Annotated in this window: 15 protein-coding genes, 1 tRNA gene, 1 pseudogene and 1 riboswitch; of the genes and pseudogenes, 7 read left to right on the plus strand and 10 right to left on the minus strand. The window is 64.7% G+C overall.

Annotation, left to right across the window (positions count from 1 at the left end):
* The first annotated feature begins 61 nt into the window (after positions 1–61).
* Positions 62–466: an alternative ribosome rescue aminoacyl-tRNA hydrolase ArfB gene (arfB, locus tag ACO1XS_RS11650; protein ID WP_331573387.1), complete on the plus strand. Its 405-nt coding sequence runs from the start codon at positions 62–64 to the stop codon at positions 464–466.
* A gap of 62 nt (positions 467–528) precedes the next feature.
* On the opposite strand, the gene ACO1XS_RS11655 is transcribed toward arfB, so the two are convergent.
* From ACO1XS_RS11655 to thiC, 3 genes are all read right to left on the minus strand, one after another.
* Positions 529–1,806: an EAL domain-containing protein gene (locus ACO1XS_RS11655; RefSeq protein WP_331573388.1), complete on the minus strand. Its 1,278-nt coding sequence runs from the start codon at positions 1,804–1,806 to the stop codon at positions 529–531.
* Between the two features lie 404 nt (positions 1,807–2,210).
* The gene (locus tag ACO1XS_RS11660; RefSeq protein ID WP_331573389.1) at positions 2,211–3,140 is read right to left on the minus strand and encodes a DMT family transporter; all 930 of its coding nucleotides are present in this window, start codon (positions 3,138–3,140) and stop codon (positions 2,211–2,213) included.
* A gap of 214 nt (positions 3,141–3,354) precedes the next feature.
* The gene (gene thiC, locus ACO1XS_RS11665) at positions 3,355–5,286 is read right to left on the minus strand and encodes a phosphomethylpyrimidine synthase ThiC (protein ID WP_331573391.1); all 1,932 of its coding nucleotides are present in this window, start codon (positions 5,284–5,286) and stop codon (positions 3,355–3,357) included.
* An 84-nt stretch (positions 5,287–5,370) separates the two neighbouring features.
* Positions 5,371–5,495, minus strand: a riboswitch (TPP riboswitch).
* A gap of 331 nt (positions 5,496–5,826) precedes the next feature.
* On the opposite strand from thiC, the gene ACO1XS_RS11670 reads away from it, so the two are divergent.
* Together ACO1XS_RS11670 and ACO1XS_RS11675 are read left to right on the plus strand one after the other, a co-directional pair.
* Complete coding sequence (locus tag ACO1XS_RS11670; protein ID WP_486390749.1) at positions 5,827–6,720, plus strand: EamA family transporter; 894 nt, start codon at positions 5,827–5,829, stop codon at positions 6,718–6,720.
* A gap of 240 nt (positions 6,721–6,960) precedes the next feature.
* Positions 6,961–7,758 carry a DUF4397 domain-containing protein gene (locus tag ACO1XS_RS11675; RefSeq protein WP_440560509.1) on the plus strand — a complete coding sequence of 266 codons (798 nt, stop codon included), beginning with the start codon at positions 6,961–6,963 and terminating at the stop codon, positions 7,756–7,758.
* Between the two features lie 40 nt (positions 7,759–7,798).
* On the opposite strand, the gene ACO1XS_RS11680 is transcribed toward ACO1XS_RS11675, so the two are convergent.
* From ACO1XS_RS11680 to ACO1XS_RS11710, 7 genes are all read right to left on the minus strand, one after another.
* Complete coding sequence (locus ACO1XS_RS11680) at positions 7,799–8,998, minus strand: MFS transporter (protein ID WP_331573397.1); 1,200 nt, start codon at positions 8,996–8,998, stop codon at positions 7,799–7,801.
* An 8-nt stretch (positions 8,999–9,006) separates the two neighbouring features.
* Positions 9,007–9,834, minus strand: coding sequence for a phosphodiesterase (locus tag ACO1XS_RS11685; protein WP_486390750.1), 828 nt, complete (start codon positions 9,832–9,834; stop codon positions 9,007–9,009).
* A gap of 38 nt (positions 9,835–9,872) precedes the next feature.
* The gene (locus ACO1XS_RS11690) at positions 9,873–10,946 is read right to left on the minus strand and encodes an ABC transporter ATP-binding protein (protein ID WP_486390751.1); all 1,074 of its coding nucleotides are present in this window, start codon (positions 10,944–10,946) and stop codon (positions 9,873–9,875) included.
* A 20-nt stretch (positions 10,947–10,966) separates the two neighbouring features.
* Positions 10,967–11,851, minus strand: a complete 885-nt coding sequence (locus ACO1XS_RS11695) for an ABC transporter permease (RefSeq protein WP_331573402.1) — start codon at positions 11,849–11,851, stop codon at positions 10,967–10,969.
* A 7-nt stretch (positions 11,852–11,858) separates the two neighbouring features.
* A complete protein-coding gene (locus tag ACO1XS_RS11700; RefSeq protein WP_331573404.1) occupies positions 11,859–12,683 on the minus strand; it encodes an ABC transporter permease in 825 nt (274 codons plus the stop codon).
* Between the two features lie 96 nt (positions 12,684–12,779).
* On the minus strand, positions 12,780–13,757 hold the full coding sequence (locus ACO1XS_RS11705) for an ABC transporter substrate-binding protein (RefSeq protein WP_331573419.1): 978 nt from the start codon (positions 13,755–13,757) through the stop codon (positions 12,780–12,782).
* A 183-nt stretch (positions 13,758–13,940) separates the two neighbouring features.
* On the minus strand, positions 13,941–14,984 hold the full coding sequence (locus tag ACO1XS_RS11710; protein ID WP_331573406.1) for a substrate-binding domain-containing protein: 1,044 nt from the start codon (positions 14,982–14,984) through the stop codon (positions 13,941–13,943).
* Positions 14,985–15,227: 243 nt separating this feature from the next.
* Between ACO1XS_RS11710 and ACO1XS_RS11715 the strand changes: the two genes are divergently transcribed.
* From ACO1XS_RS11715 to ACO1XS_RS11730, 4 genes and pseudogenes are all read left to right on the plus strand, one after another.
* Positions 15,228–16,058 (plus strand): undecaprenyl-diphosphate phosphatase, encoded by an 831-nt coding sequence (locus ACO1XS_RS11715; protein WP_486390752.1) that lies wholly within the window; start codon positions 15,228–15,230, stop codon positions 16,056–16,058.
* Positions 16,059–16,170: 112 nt separating this feature from the next.
* Positions 16,171–16,245: transfer RNA gene (locus ACO1XS_RS11720), tRNA-Arg, on the plus strand.
* A 120-nt stretch (positions 16,246–16,365) separates the two neighbouring features.
* Positions 16,366–16,536: pseudogene (locus ACO1XS_RS11725) on the plus strand (integrase); the annotation flags it as partial.
* A 106-nt stretch (positions 16,537–16,642) separates the two neighbouring features.
* The gene (locus ACO1XS_RS11730) at positions 16,643–17,371 is read left to right on the plus strand and encodes a DUF3800 domain-containing protein (protein ID WP_486390753.1); all 729 of its coding nucleotides are present in this window, start codon (positions 16,643–16,645) and stop codon (positions 17,369–17,371) included.
* The last annotated feature ends 71 nt before the right edge of the window (positions 17,372–17,442 follow it).

Consider the following 17,442-nt stretch of genomic DNA (forward strand, 5'->3'; position numbering starts at 1 on the left):
GTGACGGGTTATGCCGTATGGACGGCTTGCGCCGATGCGCCTGTCCCGCTACCGTTGCATCATGACATTTCGCTATTCCGTATCGCCTGCCGAGGTCGAACTCACTGCCGTGCGCGCGCAAGGCGCGGGCGGCCAGAACGTCAACAAGGTGTCGAGCGCGATCCACCTGCGGTTCGATATTCGTGCCTCGTCACTGCCCGAGCCGATCAAGATGAGGCTCCTCGCGCTCGCCGATCACCGGATCACGCACGAAGGCGTCGTCATCATCAAGGCGCAGGAATACCGCACGCAGGAAATGAATCGCACGGCGGCGCTCGCGCGTCTGAACGAACTCATTGCGGCGGTCAGTCTGACACCCCGCGCTCGCATTCCCACGAAACCGACGCGCGCGGCGAAGCTGCGGCGGCTCGACAGCAAGGCGCGCCGGGGCGATATCAAGGCCGGGCGTGGACGCGTGACCGACTGAAACTGAAGGTGCGGGCCGCAAGGCGGAAAGCGCAGAGGCGACGATTGGCGTAGCTCTCGCGCCTACTGGCCGCGAGGCGGCTCCGGCATCGATGTATCGAGCAGGAAGTCCGCGCAGAATACGAGCCGGCGCGAATCGAACTCGACGGTGACGGCTGCCGTGTAGCAATCCTTGCCGTCGGTGAGGGAGAAATGAGGACCCATGACGGCCACCCGCCCCGGCGCCGCGAGGGCGCGCTTGAAGTAGGCACGGCGCGACCAGTTGCTACCGGCGTCGGGAAAGAGCGGCGAGAGTCGCTCGCTCTCGGGCGCCGGATCGCGCGTGATCGAAGGTTCATGCTGATTGCCGTACTCGTCGAGGAGAAATACGCGCTTGGCGAACGGCTGCGCCAACGTCTGATCGGCTGCCAGCGCAAGATTGCCCGCGCGCTCGTAGGCTCGCGCGCCCTCGAGTACCGCGTGCTCGAAGTGCCTCAGGTCGATTGCGCCGTGCGGCCGGCTGCCCTCGCGCGTGTGAAACCGCGCCCACATCGCTTCGACGAGCGCCGGTGCTTGCGCCGCGGCGACGCTCGGCGACGTATCGGGCTGCCCGAGCCAGAAACCCTGGATGAAATCGACGTCGGCCTCCATGAGCGTCATCAGTTCCTCGTCGGTTTCGACGCCTTCGCCCAGCACCATCGCGCCGGCGCGATGCAGCATCGTCACGAGCTGGGTCGCGAACTGAGGATCGGCGCCCGGCATGGCCATGCGCGCAACGAGCGAGCGATCGAGCTTGACGAGATCGGGCCGCACGCGCCAGATGCGGTCAAAGTTCGAAAAGCCGGTACCGAAATCGTCGATTGCAATCATCAGATCGCGTCTGCGCAGTGCCTCCACGGTGTGCTCGAAATGCGCTTCGTCGGCGGCCGGCTCCTCCAGCAACTCGATGACGATGCGTGAGTGAGGCAGTCCGAAATGCGCGCAAAGCTCGTCGACGTACGAGCTATAGGGCCACCCGGTCTTGAAAAGGCGCGGCAGCGCATTGACGAAGAGCCAGCCCTTGTCGAGCCCCGCCTCCGCGAAATTGGCGAAATGCACGCAGCGCGTGAGGCGCTCGAGTGCGAGGGCGACGGTCTTGCCGGGCGCGCGGGCAAAGACCGTTTCCGGGGCAATCGCCTCTCCGGCTGCGTTCGTGGCGCGCAACAGCGCCTCGAAGCCCACGACGCGTTTGTGCGTAATCGAGACGACCGGCTGGAATGCGCTGCGCAGTCGAATGCCGCGGTAATCGATGTACCAGCCCGTGTCGTCCCGGGCCAAAAGGGGTAGGACGTCCGTTAGGGTCATGACACGCTTCGACGCCATGGCGAGCGCCTGGCTGATGCGCGAGTGCGCGCTCGCGCCGCTTGGGCGACGTGCGAGCCGGCCGAACGGGTGATGCGCGCTTTTTCGCGGTGAAGGCACGGAGCGCTGAGAGCGGGAGTGCGAACCATGCCTGATCGTGATCATATGAAGGGAGCCCAGTGTAGCAAACGAACGCATGAGGCGATGGAGTTCAGCGTAAGTCGCTGCTGGGATCGCGTTATGTTCGATCGGGTACGGTGGCGCGGAACTTGCGCAGGCCGGGCTGGATTCGGCGTGCTGTGCCGAACGCAAGCCCGGCAAGGCTGTGGCGGGGGCGCGACGCAACGGCCCCGTGCTAGGGGCGTGCGCGCGATTGCTTTTGGCGGGTGCGGCGGGGTCTTGTCAGGCGAAAGAGCGACGGGGTCTCAGGTCTGCGCAGGGCGCCGGCCGAAGCCGGGAATGCGCTTGACCGCACCCGTGGCGAGGGCCGTTCCCACGAGCACGATCGCACAGCCGGCGAGCATCGCTGGCGAGACCGCTTCGTGAAGAAAGAGGGCGCCCCAGAGAATGCCGAAAACGGGGATGACGAACGTGACGGTCATGGCACGGGCGGGACCCGCCACGTTGAGCAAATGAAAATAGATGAAGTAGGCAACGCCGGTGCAAACGACGCCGAGGCTCAGCACGGCGCCCCAGGCGCTTGCCGAGACGGAGTGCGCGGGCCACGTGGCGATGGCGAACGGGATCAGCGCGAGGGTGGACCCGACCATGCTGCCCGTGGCGATGGCCATCGCATCGACGCCGGTCAGGCGGCGCTTCGTGTAGTTGGCGGCGATGCCGTAGAGGAGGGCTGCGCCCATGGCCGCGGCGGCTGCCAGCGCGGTCGCGAGCGGCGTGGGGCCCAGCGCGTCGTGACTCGAAGCGATCTGGTCCCAGACGAGCGTCACGACGCCCGCAAAACCGATAGCCATCCCGAGCGTACGCAGGACGGTCAGCCGGTCGCGCAGCCAGACGTAGGCGACGAGCGCGCCCCAAAGCGGCGTCGTCGCGTTGATGACGGAGGTCGTGCCGGCGGTCAGCGTGAGCTCGGCGAACGCAAAAAGACAGAACGGCGCGGCCGAATTGAGCACGCCCACGACGAACAGCGGCCATGCGCGCGCGCTCAATACGCGCAGCACCTCTTGCGGGGCGCCGCGCGCGACGGTCATGCCGAGCAGAAATAGGGCGCCGATCCCGACGCGCAAGGCCATGAGCGGCGCCACGCCGAATTCGGCGACGCCGACACGAATGAACAGGAACGACGCGCCCCAGACGGCGGCGAGGGCCAGAAGCTGCACGAGATGGCGGGGTTTCATCGAATGGAGCGCGCGTCGGCGCCTTCGGCAAGAGGACGAGCGGGCATGTTACCTCGGCGGTGGCGCCAGCGCCCGGCACAGCGAATGAGACAGCAAGCGGTACGGTTGAGCCAGCGGGATGGCGAGGCCGGTCAAAGGGGCCGAAGGGTGCAAAACGAAGGGGGCGCGAACACCCCCTTCGTTTATCCGGCCGGCAGACCGACTCGATAGGACCTTATTGACGCTGATAGATCTCCGCGCCGCTCTTCACGAATTCGACCGCTTTCACTTCCATGCCTTTTTTCAGTGCGGCCTCTTCGGAGACACCCTGCGCCGCCGCGAACTCGCGCACGTCCTGCGTGATCTTCATCGAGCAGAAGTGCGGGCCGCACATCGAGCAGAAGTGCGCCACCTTTGCCGAGTCCTTCGGCAATGTCTCGTCGTGGAATTCGCGCGCCTTGTCGGGATCGAGGCCGAGGTTGAACTGGTCTTCCCAGCGAAACTCGAAGCGCGCCTTCGAGAGCGCGTTGTCGCGCACCTGCGCGCCCGGATGACCCTTCGCCAGATCGGCCGCATGTGCCGCGAGCTTGTACGTGATGATGCCTTCTTTCACGTCGTCCTTGTTCGGCAGCCCGAGGTGCTCCTTCGGCGTCACGTAGCACAGCATCGCCGTGCCGAACCAGCCGATCATCGCGGCGCCGATGCCCGACGTGATGTGATCGTAGCCGGGGGCGATATCGGTCGTCAGCGGTCCGAGCGTATAGAACGGCGCCTCGTCGCACCATTGCAGCTGGAGATCCATGTTCTCCTTGATGAGCTGCATCGGCACGTGGCCCGGGCCTTCGATCATGACCTGCACGTCATGCTTCCAGGCGATTTGCGTGAGTTCGCCGAGCGTCTTCAGCTCGCCGAGCTGCGCTTCGTCGTTGGCGTCGTACACCGAGCCGGGGCGCAAGCCGTCGCCGAGCGAGAAGCTCACATCGTACGCCTTCATGATTTCGCAGATATCTTCGAAATGCTCGTAGAGGAAACTCTCCTTGTGATGCGCGAGGCACCACTTGGCCATGATCGATCCGCCGCGCGAGACGATACCCGTCATGCGGTTCGCCGTGAGCGGCACATAGCGCAGCAGCACGCCCGCATGAATCGTGAAATAGTCGACCCCTTGTTCGGCTTGCTCGATCAGCGTGTCGCGGAAGATTTCCCAGGTCAGGTCCTCGGCCTTGCCGTTGACCTTCTCCAGTGCCTGGTAAATCGGCACGGTGCCGATCGGCACGGGGCTGTTGCGCAGGATCCATTCGCGCGTTTCGTGAATGTGCTTGCCCGTCGAGAGATCCATGACGGTATCGCCGCCCCAGCGAATCGCCCACGTCATCTTGTCGACCTCTTCGCCGATCGAGGAAGTGACAGCCGAGTTGCCGATATTGGCGTTGATCTTCACGAGGAAGTTGCGCCCGATGATCATCGGTTCGCTCTCGGGGTGGTTGATGTTGGCGGGAATGATCGCCCGGCCACGCGCGACTTCCTCGCGCACGAACTCGGCCGTGATCTCGCGCGGCGCATCGGCGCCGAAGGCGGCGGCCCCAAATGCCTGGCCCGGGTGCTGACGGCCCATCATCTCGGCGAGCTTCGTGCCGGTCGGCCCGCTCGCGCGCAAGCTCTCGAGGTACTCGGCGCGCCGCTGATTCTCGCGAATCGCGATGAACTCCATTTCCGGCGTGATGATGCCGCGACGCGCGTAATGCATTTGGGTCACATTGGCGCCTGCCTTCGCGCGGCGAGGCGTGCGGTGAAGACCCGGAAAGCGTAGTTGCGCGGTGGCCGGATCGGCTGCGCGCTCGCGCCCGAACGCGCTCGTGAGCCCCGCAAGCGCTTCGGTGTCGCCGCGCGCCTCGATCCAGCGCTGCCGCAACGCAGGCAGGCCCTGGCGGATGTCGATCTCCGCCTGAGGGTCCGTATAAGGGCCCGAGGTGTCGTAGACGTAGATCGGCGGGTTCTTTTCGCCGCCGAACGCGCTTGGGGTATCCGACTGTGTGATTTCGCGCATCGGCACACGGATGTCCGGCTGCGAACCGTTCACGTAGATCTTGCGCGAGTTGGGCAACGGGGCGACGGCAGCCGCGTCGACGCGTGCTTCCGCTGAGATGAATTTCGGGTTGGCGTTCATGCAAATCTCCTGGCATAGGGTTGCTAAAGCAGGAGCAGGAGACGGAAGGGAGGTCGGGTGATCGAGGCGTCTGAAGGTCCAGCGCGGTCAAACCCGTACGCTTCCCTGCGCTGGCATTATCCAGATCAGGTTCAAAGGGTGTTTCTCACCCGCGCGCATTCTCGCATCGATGGATGCAACAACACGACGCAGGACCCCCGCGTTAGCACCGCAGAAGATACAACGGGACGGCGGGCTTGGCAACCGGGCGAAATCCGTGCCTGCGAGCCCTTCGCCCCGCGTCATTGTGCCCAAGCGCCGGCGCGGCGCGCGAAACACGTGACCGGGCATAATACGGGGACCTGTTCGGCGTGCGTTCGTTGGCCGCCGTTCGCCGCACAATCGATACTGGCCCGCAATCGCCGTTGCGCCTCTGATCACCTCTATGTCTTTCCCTGTAGCCTGCGAGGCCCGAGCCGTTCCTGCGCATTGTGCGCCGGCCGGCGCGATTGCCGGCGCGGCTTGCGCGCCGTCACCCATGCGAAGGGCGAGGCCGCCCAGATGAGGTTGCTTCGCTGGCTGCCGCGCTCCCGCGTCGGGCGCATCGGGCTTGCGCTCGCTGCGGTCTACCTCGCCTGGGGCTCCTCTTATCTCGCGCTGCATGTCGCGCTCGAGTCGTTTCCGCCGCTTTTGCTGTCCGGCCTGCGCAATCTTTTTGCCGGCATCGGCCTGTTCGTGTTCGCCGCGCGCCGCGCGAGCGCGTGGCCGACATTCGTGGAGGTCCGCAATGCGGGCATCGTCGGCACAATGCTCGTCGGCCTGTCCAGTGGGATGCTCACGTTCGGCATGAAGAGCGTGAGTACAGGCGCCGCCGCCGTCATCATCGCAACGGTGCCGCTTTTTGCCACTATCATCGCCGCGATCGCGGGGCGGCCCGTGGCACGGGGCGAGTGGGCCGCGATTGCGCTCGGGCTTGCCGGCATCGTCGTACTCAACCACGGCAACGCATCGAGCGCTCCGGCAAGCGGCAGCATCGTCATTCTCATGGCGGCGCTCGCCTGGGCCGGCGGTGCGCACCTGGCCAGCCGGCTCGCGCTGCCGGCCGATCTTTTTATGTCCACTGCGCTGCAGATCGGGCTCGGCGGCGCAATTTCGACGGCCGTGGCCTGGCTCGACGGCGAGCGCGTCGTCCAGGCCGGTTTTTCGGCGATCGCCGCCTTCGTCTATCTCATGCTGATTGCGACGATGCTCGCATACGTGGCCTATGGTTTCCTGATCCGCCACACGAGTCCCATCGTCGCGAGCAGTTGCATGTACGTGAACCCGATCGTGGCCGTGGCGCTCGGGGCCTTGATGCTTGGCGAGCCCGTCACCCGCTGGACAGTAATGGCGACGCTCGCCATTTTGCTGAGCGTCGCGCTCTCGTTCTGGTTCGATCGCCGCCGCGCGAGCTGACACGGTAATCTCGATCACCGTTGCGCGAAGGCCTGCGCTTGGCTGCCTGCGCGCACCTGCGCCCGGGCGTCGTCCGACTCGCCGCGCTAAACGTCGCAAGGTCCGCACCGGATATGGCGCCCTGGCATTCGTCTGTTGAATGCCGCGACGCTCACGCCCCGAGCGGCATACCGTTTGCTCCCTGAAAGTGCCAACACAACAAAAGGTAAATCAGGCGTGTTCCATTTCAGAGGTGCAACCATGAGGGTGATCAAAGGCATTGTCGCGTGCATTGGCGCGGCGCTCCTGCTGGCGGCGTGCGGCGGCGGCTCCGGCGACGTGGGCCAGGAACTTGGACTGCAAAATCCGCTGATGCATTTCATCAACGCATTCCCGGCGGGACCCAATCTCGATCTGCTCGTCAACGGCACGGCGCCGTCGGGGCAGACGAACGTTCCCTATAAGGGGGTAACCAATCTCACGAATGTCAACACCGGCAGCACCGTCGTGGCCTATACGGCGACGGGCACGATGTCGCCGCAGCTCGCATCGGGCACGTTCCCCGACGTCGCCAAAGGACACGAGTACACCGTCATTGCGCTACCGAGTACGAGCGGCTACGGCATAGGCCTGATCGACGATCCGTTCGACAAGGGCCTGCTGTCCTCCAAGGCGCGCGTGCGTTCGTTCAATGCGTCGGCAAACGCGTCGAATCTCGACATCTATATCGTCGCGCCCGGGACTCCGAGCGTCGTGGGCATGTCGCCGACGATGGCCGGCGTCTCGTACGGCAACGCCGTGCCGCCTTCGGGGCAGGATTCGAGCTATCTGTCGGGCGGCACATATATGGCCATCGTGACGACGGCGGGATCGAGCACGCCGATCTACGAGTCGGCGCCGTTCTCGCTCGGGAACAATGCGGACTGGCTGATCACCACCGTGCCCGCGAACACCTCGGTCAGCGCGCTGACGAACCAGCAGATTCATCTGCTCATCGCGCAGGCCGGCAATACATCGCAGCCGGCGATCGAATTGACGAATGCGTTGACAGGCCAGTGACGCGCGCGGCTGCGCGAGGACGGTTCCGCTTCGCGCAGCCCTAGCCGGCGGTTTTGCGCCCAGGGACATGGCGCGCCGCGGCGACGAGCGCGAACGCGAAGCCGGCCGCGCAGGTGCCGGTCCAGCCGAAGCGGCGCCAGGCCAGCGCGCTGGCCGCCGAACCGGTCGCGCCGCCGATGAAATAGCAGACCATGTACACGGTGTTGACCCGGCTGCGGGCATCGGCTTTGAGCGCATAGATGCGCGCCTGGTTCGAAATCTGCGCGGCCTGCACGCCGATATCGAGCACGATGACGCCGACGACCAGTCCGACGATGCTCGTCGCGGATAGACCGAAGACGACGAACGACAGCGCGACCAGCACGATCGAAAGCGAAATCACGGCGCGCGGCCCCCGCTTGTCGGCGAAACGGCCGGCGACAGGCGCCGCGAGCGCGCCGGCCGCGCCGACGATGCCGAAAAGACCCGCGGCCTGCGGGCCGAGATGAAACGGCGCGCGCGCGAGCAGCAGCGTCAGGACCGACCAGAACGCACTGAATGCAGCGAAGAGCGCGGCGCCCGTCAGCGATGCTTCGCGCAGCCCCGGGAGGTCGCGCGCAAGATGCCACATCGAGCCGAGCAGCTTGCCGTAAGACAGCGTGGAGGTCGGGCGGCTCTTCGGCAACCGCGCGATGACCACGGCAGCCAGCGCCAGCAGCGCGACTACCGAAGCCGCGAAGACCATCCGCCAGCCCAGATACTGAGCGATGAATCCCGCCGCGGTGCGCGCGAGCAAGATACCCAGCAAAAGGCCGCTCATGACCGTGCCGACCGCATGACCCCGTTCGGCCGGAGGCGCCAATTCCGCCGCGAACGGGACGGCCTGTTGCGCGATGGTGGCGAGCACGCCGATCGCGAAGCTCGCGACAGCCAGGATGGCGAGCGTCGGTGCGAGCGCGGCCACGCTGAGTGCGAGCATGAGGCCGGCGATCTGCATGAGGATCAGGCGCCGGCGATCGAAGCGGTCGCCGAGCGGCGCCAGCAGCAGCATGCCGGCCGCGTAACCGAGCTGAGTGGCCGCCGGCACCGCGCCGACCCACGCCGCCTCTTGCGCGTAGCTGGCGCGCAAATCGTCGAGCAGCGGCTGGTTGTAGTAGATGTTCGCGGCCGACACGCCGGCAATCGTCGCGAGCAGCATGAGCAGCCCGCGCGAATAGTGGCGCTCGGGCTCGTCGCGGGTCGAATCGGCTGAGGCGGACACGAGCGGGTTCAATCGATGAGCTTGCCGCTCGGTTCGTAAAACGGATAGGGACCCGCGCCCTCGTCGATATACGCGTGATGCGAGACGAGCCCCGCCGCGCGGGTGTACTGATGCAGTGCGAATGCGGCAGGTTCGAGCCGGAACGCCGACGGTGCGTTTTCCCGCAAGTCGAGCGCCACCTGATGTGCGGGAGAGGGCACCGACATGGCGATCGTACCCGCGAAGCGCGTGACGATCGGCCGATGCACATGCCCGCAGATCACACGCTCGATATTGTCGAAGCGGCGAATGATGTCGGCGAGCCGGGTACTCGAGGTTGGGTCGAGTCGCTGGCGATCCATGTGGTCGATACCCGAGAGGAACGGCGGATGGTGTAAAGCGACGACAACGGGCTGCGCACGCGCCGCTTCGAGCTGTGCTTCAAGCCATGCGAGGCGTGTCTCGTCAAGCATGCCGCCGCTTGCGCCGGGTGTCCTCGAGTCGAGCGCGACAAGCCGCAGCGGACCGACATCGACGGCGTACTGCAAGAACGTCTCCCCCGTGTGCAGATAGGCGTGATCGTCGAAGACCTCGCGCAGCGCCTCGGGTTCGTCGTGATTGCCGATCAGCAGGTAGTAGGGGATGGCGAGCGGCGCGAGCAGCGAGCGCAGGTGCCGATATTCCTCGACGGTGCCGAGGTCGACGAGATCGCCCGTGATCACGACGGCCTTCGGGCGCGGCGCCAGTGCGTTGAGCCGCTCGATCGTGCGCGCAAGCGCTGCGGCGGTATCGACGCGCCGATAGGCCAGCGCGCCGGGACGTTTGATGTGTAGATCGCTGATTTGAGCCAGCAGCATGACAATCCCGTGATAAAAAAATATTCGTACCGACGTGCTCAAGGCAGCGCGATGAGCCCGTCGGAGTTCAGTTCGATGCCGACGGCATCGCCGGGCGTGAGTGGGAAGCGGCCGCCCGCATCGATCACGAGCGCATCGGGCGCGGCGCCCGTCACGGTCACGCGGGTGCGTTCGCCGAGGAATGCAACCGTTTCGACGACGCCGCGCAGCGATGCCCGGTGGGGTGCCACGAGACGCGCATCCTCGGGGCGGAAGAACAGCTCGACCTCATCCGCATGAGTCGCGGCGGCTGGCGCACCGCCGCCGCTCGCGATCGATGCGGGCAGCACGATCGAACCGCCGAGGGTGTTCAGATGCCCGTCGTGGCGATGACCGGCGATCCGGTTGAGCGTGCCGACGAAGTGCGCGACGTGACGCGTCTCGGGACGGTAGTAGATATCGCGCGGCGTGCCCACTTGCTCGATGCGCCCGGCGCTCATGACGACGATGCGGTCGCCGAGTTCCATGGCTTCCGCCTGATCGTGCGTCACGTAGATCGTCGTCACGCCGAGACTGCGCAGCAGCGTATTCATTTCGCGACGCAACGTGTCGCGCAGCTTTGCATCGAGTGCCGTAAGCGGCTCGTCGAGCAACAACACGCGTGGTTCGCGCGCGAGCGCACGCGCCAGTGCGACGCGCTGACGCTGGCCGCCGGAGAGCTTGTCGATCGGCTTGTCGGCGTGCGCTTCGAGCCGCATCATCGCGAGCAGTTCGTCCACGCGCCGGCGCGCGAGCGAGGGCTCCGTTCTGGCGATGCGCAACCCGTAGCCGACGTTTCCCCGCACATCGAGATTCGGAAACAGCGCATAGCTTTGAAAAACCATGCCGACTTGCCGGCGCTCGATCGGCAAATGGGTGACGTCGTCGTCACCGAACGCGACCGTGCCGCCCGCATCGGGGGTTTCGAGTCCGGCGACGATGCGCAGCGTCGTGGTTTTGCCGCAGCCGGACGGCCCCAGCAGCACGACGGTCTCGCCAGCCTCGATCGTGAGGTCGATCGGCTCGAGAACGCGCGTGAGGTTAAACGTTTTCGCACAGTGCGTCAGCGTGATCGGGATGGTAGTGAATTTCATCGCGGCGAACGAGAGGAGGGTTAGCGGCGCGCGCCGGCACGCTCGCGCAGCGCGCGCTGACCGGTCGCATCGAGGCCGAGCCACTGCATGGCGACGAGCAACGGCATCGTCATGAGAAAAAAGACGATCGTATAAGCGCTGCCGATTTCGATACGCAGCGAGGCGTAGGTGTCGGCGAGCCCGACGGGCAGCGTCTTCGTCAAGGGCGTGTGCAGCATCCACGTGAGGTTGAATTCGCCGATCGACAACGTGACGACGGCAAGCGCGCCGGCCACGATCCCCGGGCGCAGGTTCGGCAGCACGATGGTTGCGAAGCGCTGCCAGAACGTGGCGCCGAGACTGGCGGCGCCTTCTTCGAGGACGCGTAGATCGGCGCTCGCGGCGACCGCCGCGACGGCGCGCACCATGAACGGCAGCGTGAAGACGACATGGCCCGCGACGATGAATGCGGCGCTCGTGCGAAACGGCGCATAGCCACCATAGACGATGATGAGGGCAAGTGCCGAAGCAAGTCCGGGCAGCGCGACGGGCAAGACGAGCAGTTCCTCGACGATGCGCGCCGCGCGCGTTTTGCTGCGGGCGAGCGCATAAGCTGCCGGCACGCCGGTGAGCAGCGTGATGACAAGCGTGGCGGCTGCCACTTCGAGCGAGAGGAAGACCGACGCGTGATACTGCGCCCAGACCTGGGCGACCCAACGCAGCGTCAAGCCGCTCGAAATGCCCCGAAAGTAATTGACGGTCAAGCCGGCCATGATCGACATGACGACGGGCACCACGAGAAAGGCCGTGAGCGCAAGCGTGACGGCCCATTGGCCGAGCGCGAGCAGATGCCGCGCGCCGATGCGTCGTGCCGTGCCGCGCGTGCCGCGCTTCGTGTCCGTTTTCGTATCGACGAGTGCGCTCATGCGGGCCTCACGCGGTGGCCGCGACGGTCGAGCCCGTCAATCTGCGTGCGAGCGCGAGGACGAGCCACGTCACGAGGCCGAGCACGATGGATAACCCGGCCGCCGTCACCATGTTCGCGTTGAGCGTGAACTCGGTGTAAATCGTCATCGGCAGTACGTCGATGTCTGTCGCCAGCGTGAACGCCGTGCCGAACGCGCCCATTGCCGTCGCGAAGCAGATCGCGCCGGCGGCGATGAGCCCGGGCGCGAGACCCGGCAGTACCACATCGCGCGTAACCTGCCAGGACGACGCACCGAGCGAGCGCGCAGCCTCCTCGAGCGCCGGATCGAGCTTCGTCGCCGATGCCATCACGGTGACGATCACGCGCGGAATCGAAAAATAGAGATACCCGCAAAAAAGGCCGGCCATGGAGTATGCGAAGACCCATTTGTCGCCCGTGAGCTTTTCGGTGAGCGCGCCGATGAGCCCTTGGCGGCCGGCCAGCATGATGACCATGAAGCCCACGACGACACCCGGAAACGCGAGCGGAAAGGTGAGCAGCGCGACGAGCGTGCCTTTTCCGGCGAACGTGCGGCGCGCGAGCAGCAGGCCAGCGATGACCGACAGTACGAGCGTAGTGAGCGTGACGGCTGCCGACAGCGCGACGGTTGCGCCGAGACTGCCCATGTAGCGCGGGTTGGCGAGTAGGGCGCGATACGTTCCAAAGGCGTGCCCATTGGCGCTCACCTGGGCGAGCACACCCATTGGCAGCAGCCAGAAAGCAAGGAAGATCGCGAGCGCAGGGGCGACGAGCGCGATACGCCAGTGCAGAGGGAAAGTGATGTCTTGCATGTCGAAAGCCGCGGTGAAGCGGCGCCATACCGCCGCACGGGCGTCGCGAAGAGCGGTGCGGCGCCCGTGCCGGATTGCCTGTGCGCGTCAGGCGCGTTATCTCGTTTTCAAGTAATCCTGACCGAATTGCTGCTGCTTTTCCGCCATTTTCGCGAAGTCGACCGTTTTGGCGCGCGCGTATTCACTGGCCGGCAGGAATTTGGCGGCAGCCTCCTTGCTCATCGCGCTCGCGCGTACCGGGCGCAGGTAGGCGTTGGCCCAAAGCCGCTGGCCTTCGTCGGACAAGACGAAGTCGAGCACTTTCTTGCCGTTTGCCTCGTGCGGCGCACCTTTGACGAGACTCATGACATAGGGCACCGTGATCGTCCCTTCCTTCGGGATCACGAAAGCCACGTTCGCGTGGTCCTTGTATTCGGCGCGATAAGCGTCGAAGTCGTAGTCGATGAGGATCGGAATCTCGCCCGAGAGCACGCGGGCATAAGCCGTTTGCTTGGGCACGATCGGCGCATTCTTCTTGAGCTTCTCGAACCAATCCAGGCCCGGCTTGAAGTTATCGAGCGTGCCGCCCAACGCCTGATTGACCGCAACGGCGCCGGCATAGCCGACGAACGCGCTCGACGGATCCAGATAGCCGACCATGCCCTTGTATTCGGGCTTGAGCAGATCGGCCCACGATTGCGGCACCGGCTTGCCTTCGAGCGCATCCTTGTTGACGAAAAAGCCGAGCGTGCCCGAGTGGATGGCGAACCAATAGCCTTGCGGATCCTTCAGCCCCGCGGGGATGTCGTCCCAATGGGCGGGCTTGTAGGGCTGCACGACGCCCTTGTCCTTGGCCTGGAACGCCGACGATACGCCGAGATAGACGACATCGGCGACGGGGCTTTTCTGCTCCGCGATGAGCTGCGCGATCGCCTGGCCCGAGTTCTTGTTGTCCGACGGCACGGTGATGCCCGTCTTTTCCTTGATCGCCTTGAGCTGGCTGGCCCAATCGGCCCATTCGGGAGGGCAGTTGTAGCAGATCGCGGTCTCTTCGGCCTGCGCCGTGGCTGCGAACGACAGTCCGAAAACGCCGATGGCCGCGGCGCTCGCGACGGCGAACCTTGCGAGTCTTGCCCGGACGGAAGCGGGACGACATTTCACGTGAGGTCTCCTTGCATGCAAACAGAGGGAAGGACGAAACACGCGCCTCGCGTGTCAAGCGAAGCGCGTCGTTCGAACGGATGCGCTCGATGTACTGGACGTACTCGATGTGCCCGGTCAGACGGCGGGTCGCTCCGGCAAGGAGGAGCCGCCGGTACTCGACAGCGCGCCGATCGTTCCGCCCATGCGCACCGAGTGCGGGAGCTGCAGCGAGAGCGATTCGCCGTCGTCGGCCCCTTCGATGCGGGCCATGAGACGCCGCCAGGCCGTGCTGCCGATGTCGCGGTTTGGCGTGCAAACGCTTGCGAGCGGCGGCGCGAGCAGCTCGCCGATGGCGAGGCCGTCGAAGCCGATGATCGACATGTCGCCCGGCACCATGAACGAGGCGCGCCGCAGCCCGCGCATGACGACCATCGCGAGCAGGTCGTTGCTGCAAAAGAGCGCTGTGGGGCGCTGCGCCCCCGAGCTCAGATGGGCCAATACGGATGGCGCGAGCTCGTCGGCATTGAAATCGACTTCGAGCGCCGGTGCCGGCGTGAGTCCGGCACGCAGCATCGCCTCCTCGTAGCCCCGAAAGCGCAGCCGCGCCCGGTCCGACTCGGCGAGGGTGCCCGCCAGCATGACGATGCGTTCGTGGCCGTGTTCAATGAGCATGCTGACAGCGTCGAACGCCGCGCGGCGATTGTCGACCGATACCGACGGCCGTCTCACGGTGTCGTTGTGCATGAGCACGTAGCGCATGCCGTCGCGGTCGAGCTCGTCGAGCAGCGGGTGGGTATCCGCGTCGGCCACGGTGAGTACGAGCCCTTCCACGCGCTGCGCGAGCAGCGTCTCGATGGCATGGCGCTCGCGCGCGGCGTCGTACTGAGTGGTCATCAGCATGAGCCGGTAACCCTGGCTGGAGGCGAGATCGTCGATGCCCTGAAGGCATTGCGCGAACACAGGGTTCGCGACCGTAGGCAGAACGATCCCGACGAGGCGCGTGCGCTCGCCGCGTAACTGGCGACCGAGGGGGCTTGGCCGGAATTGCAGTGCCTCGATCGCCTCTCGAATTTTCGCCAATGTCACACGGTTGACCGTGTGCGGTGCGTTGATTGCACGCGACACCGTCGCGATCGAGAAGCCGGCGTAAGCGGCCACATCCTTGATGGTATGTTTCATCGCAGTGGGTACCGTCCCGGTAGAGCTGAGGGATGAAAACGTTTACGGTGCAACGATTATCCGAGCCGATTATGACTGACACGTGACGTTTTTGGTCACATTTTGATCGTAAAAAATGGAGGCTGCCGCTTGGCGCGGCCTTACCCGATGGGCATAATCGCTCGCGCTTCATGCGGGCGCCCGGCGGTCGAAGGCCCCGTTGCTCTATTTTCACCGTTTTGTCAGCAAAAAAGGAACCAACGCGTGACACTTGCCTTTCTGATTTTCCTGAGCGTCCTGCAGGGCGTCACCGAACTTTTTCCCGTCAGCAGCTTGGGACATACGCTGCTGGCGCCCGCGCTGATGGGCATGCACATCGATAAACACGCGCCGCAGCTGATTCCGTTTCTCGTTGCGCTGCACCTCGGCACGGCGCTCGCGCTGCTTTGGTACTTTCGCAAGCGCTGGGTAGCGCTGTTCGCGGGTTGGTTCGCCATGCTGGGCGGACGCCGCAACGACGAAGGGCACATGATGTGGGCGCTCATAATAGGCACGATTCCTGCGGGAATCGTCGGTCTGCTGCTCGAAAAGCGTCTGGAGCGGGTATTTCACGATCTGAGAATCGTGGCGGTGGCGTTGATCGTGAATGGACTGTTGCTTTGGGTGGGCGACCGGCTGCAGCGTGCCCGGGCGCACAGGCCGCCTGAAGCGCTGACGTATCGCCAGGCGTTTTTGGTCGGGCTCGCGCAAGTCGGGGCGCTCGTGCCCGGTTTTTCGCGCAGCGGCCTCACGATGATTGCGGGCAACGCGGCTGGGCTGACGGCCGAAAAGGCGGCGGAGTTTTCGTTCCTGCTCGGCACGCCGATCATTTTCGCCGCGGGGGTGTTGGAACTGCCGAAATTGTTTCATGCGCCCGGCCAGCTCGCCGACGCGGCGCTCGGAGGTGTCTTGACGGCCATCGCGGCCTATCTGAGCGTGCGGTTCCTGATGCGGTATTTCGAAGGCCGGGGGCGGCTTGCGGCGTTCGGTGTCTATTGTGTTCTTGCCGGCGCGGCATGCCTGATCTGGTTTTTGACGCATCCGCAGCCGGTTTGAGCGAAGGGGCGGGCGGGGCGGCCGACGGTGAACGGCGGCCCTGCGGCCGTTCGGTTATAATCTCGCCCCCGACGTAGGCACCGCTTGCGTCGCCGTACAATAACGGCTTCGCCTCCCCATAGTTCAACGGATAGAACACGGGTCTTCTAAACCTGAAATCGAGGTTCGATTCCTCGTGGGGGGGCCAAATATCATCCCAACGTTTCCCGTCGTCTACCAAAAAGCCTAGCCCGTCTCGAGACAGGTGTGCGCCGGGCGAATTCCTTCGAGGCGATCGCGAGCGCATGGCACGAGGCGAAACGTCAGCGACCTGCAGAGGCGCCTGGCGCTAAAATTCATGACGCTGATATTTGTACGCACGGGCGAATTGCGGCATGCGGAGTGGCGCGAGATCGACGAGGCCAAGGCGGAACGGCGCATTCCTGGCGAGAAAATGAAGATGCCGTCGCCGCACATCGTGCCGCGGTCGACGCAGGCACGCGGGCGATTCGTCAATTGCGCGAGCGCCGCCGGATGATGCAGTGGTGGTGGGGATTATCTGGAGCATCAAAGCATCGGCGCACGGTCGATGCGCGAGGATGAACGTGAATAGCGACTACATTGTCTTTGTCGATGAAAGCGGGGACCACAGCCTGACGTCGATCGATCCTGAATATCCGATTTTCGTGCTGTGCTTTTGCGTCATGAAGAAGGCCGACTACGCCGACACCGTGGTGCCGCGTCTCAAAAGGCTGAAATTCGAAACGTTCGGGCATGACTGTGTGGTACTGCATGAAATCGATATTCGGCGCAAGCGGGGATATTTCTCGCAGCTCAGCAGGGAGCCGCGGGAGGCGTTCATGGGCGCGCTGACGCAGGTCATCGTCGATACGCCGATGACAGTCGTCGCGGTGGTTATTGATAAGCGAAAGCACAAAGAGAAGTACATCAACCCATACAATCCGTACCACATTGGGATTCAGTTCGGACTCGAACGAGTGCGGCATTTTCTGCGCCTCAATGGCCAGCACGAATCGCTTACCCACGTGGTGTGCGAGGCGCGAGGTGCAAGAGAGGACGCCGATCTCGAATTGGCGTTTAGACGAGTTTGCGACGGCGGTAACAGCTCTAAGAAGCCCTTCAACTTCGACGTTGTGATTTGCGACAAGAAGGCTAACTCGGAGGGGCTGCAGTTGGCCGATTTGATGGCACGCCCGATCGGTCTGCATGTCCTCCGTCCCGACCAACCGAACCGCGCCTACGACGTACTGTCGGCGAAATTCTTCAATCCTGGGACGGTCGTTGCCGGGAACGGCTTAAAAGTATTCCCCTAGAAAAGCGAAAGGCCCCAAGGTAGTCCCTGGAGCCTAGCGCCGGCCGCGTAGTCGCAACCCATTTATGCTAA

It is taken from the genome of Trinickia sp., from assembly GCF_057351765.1.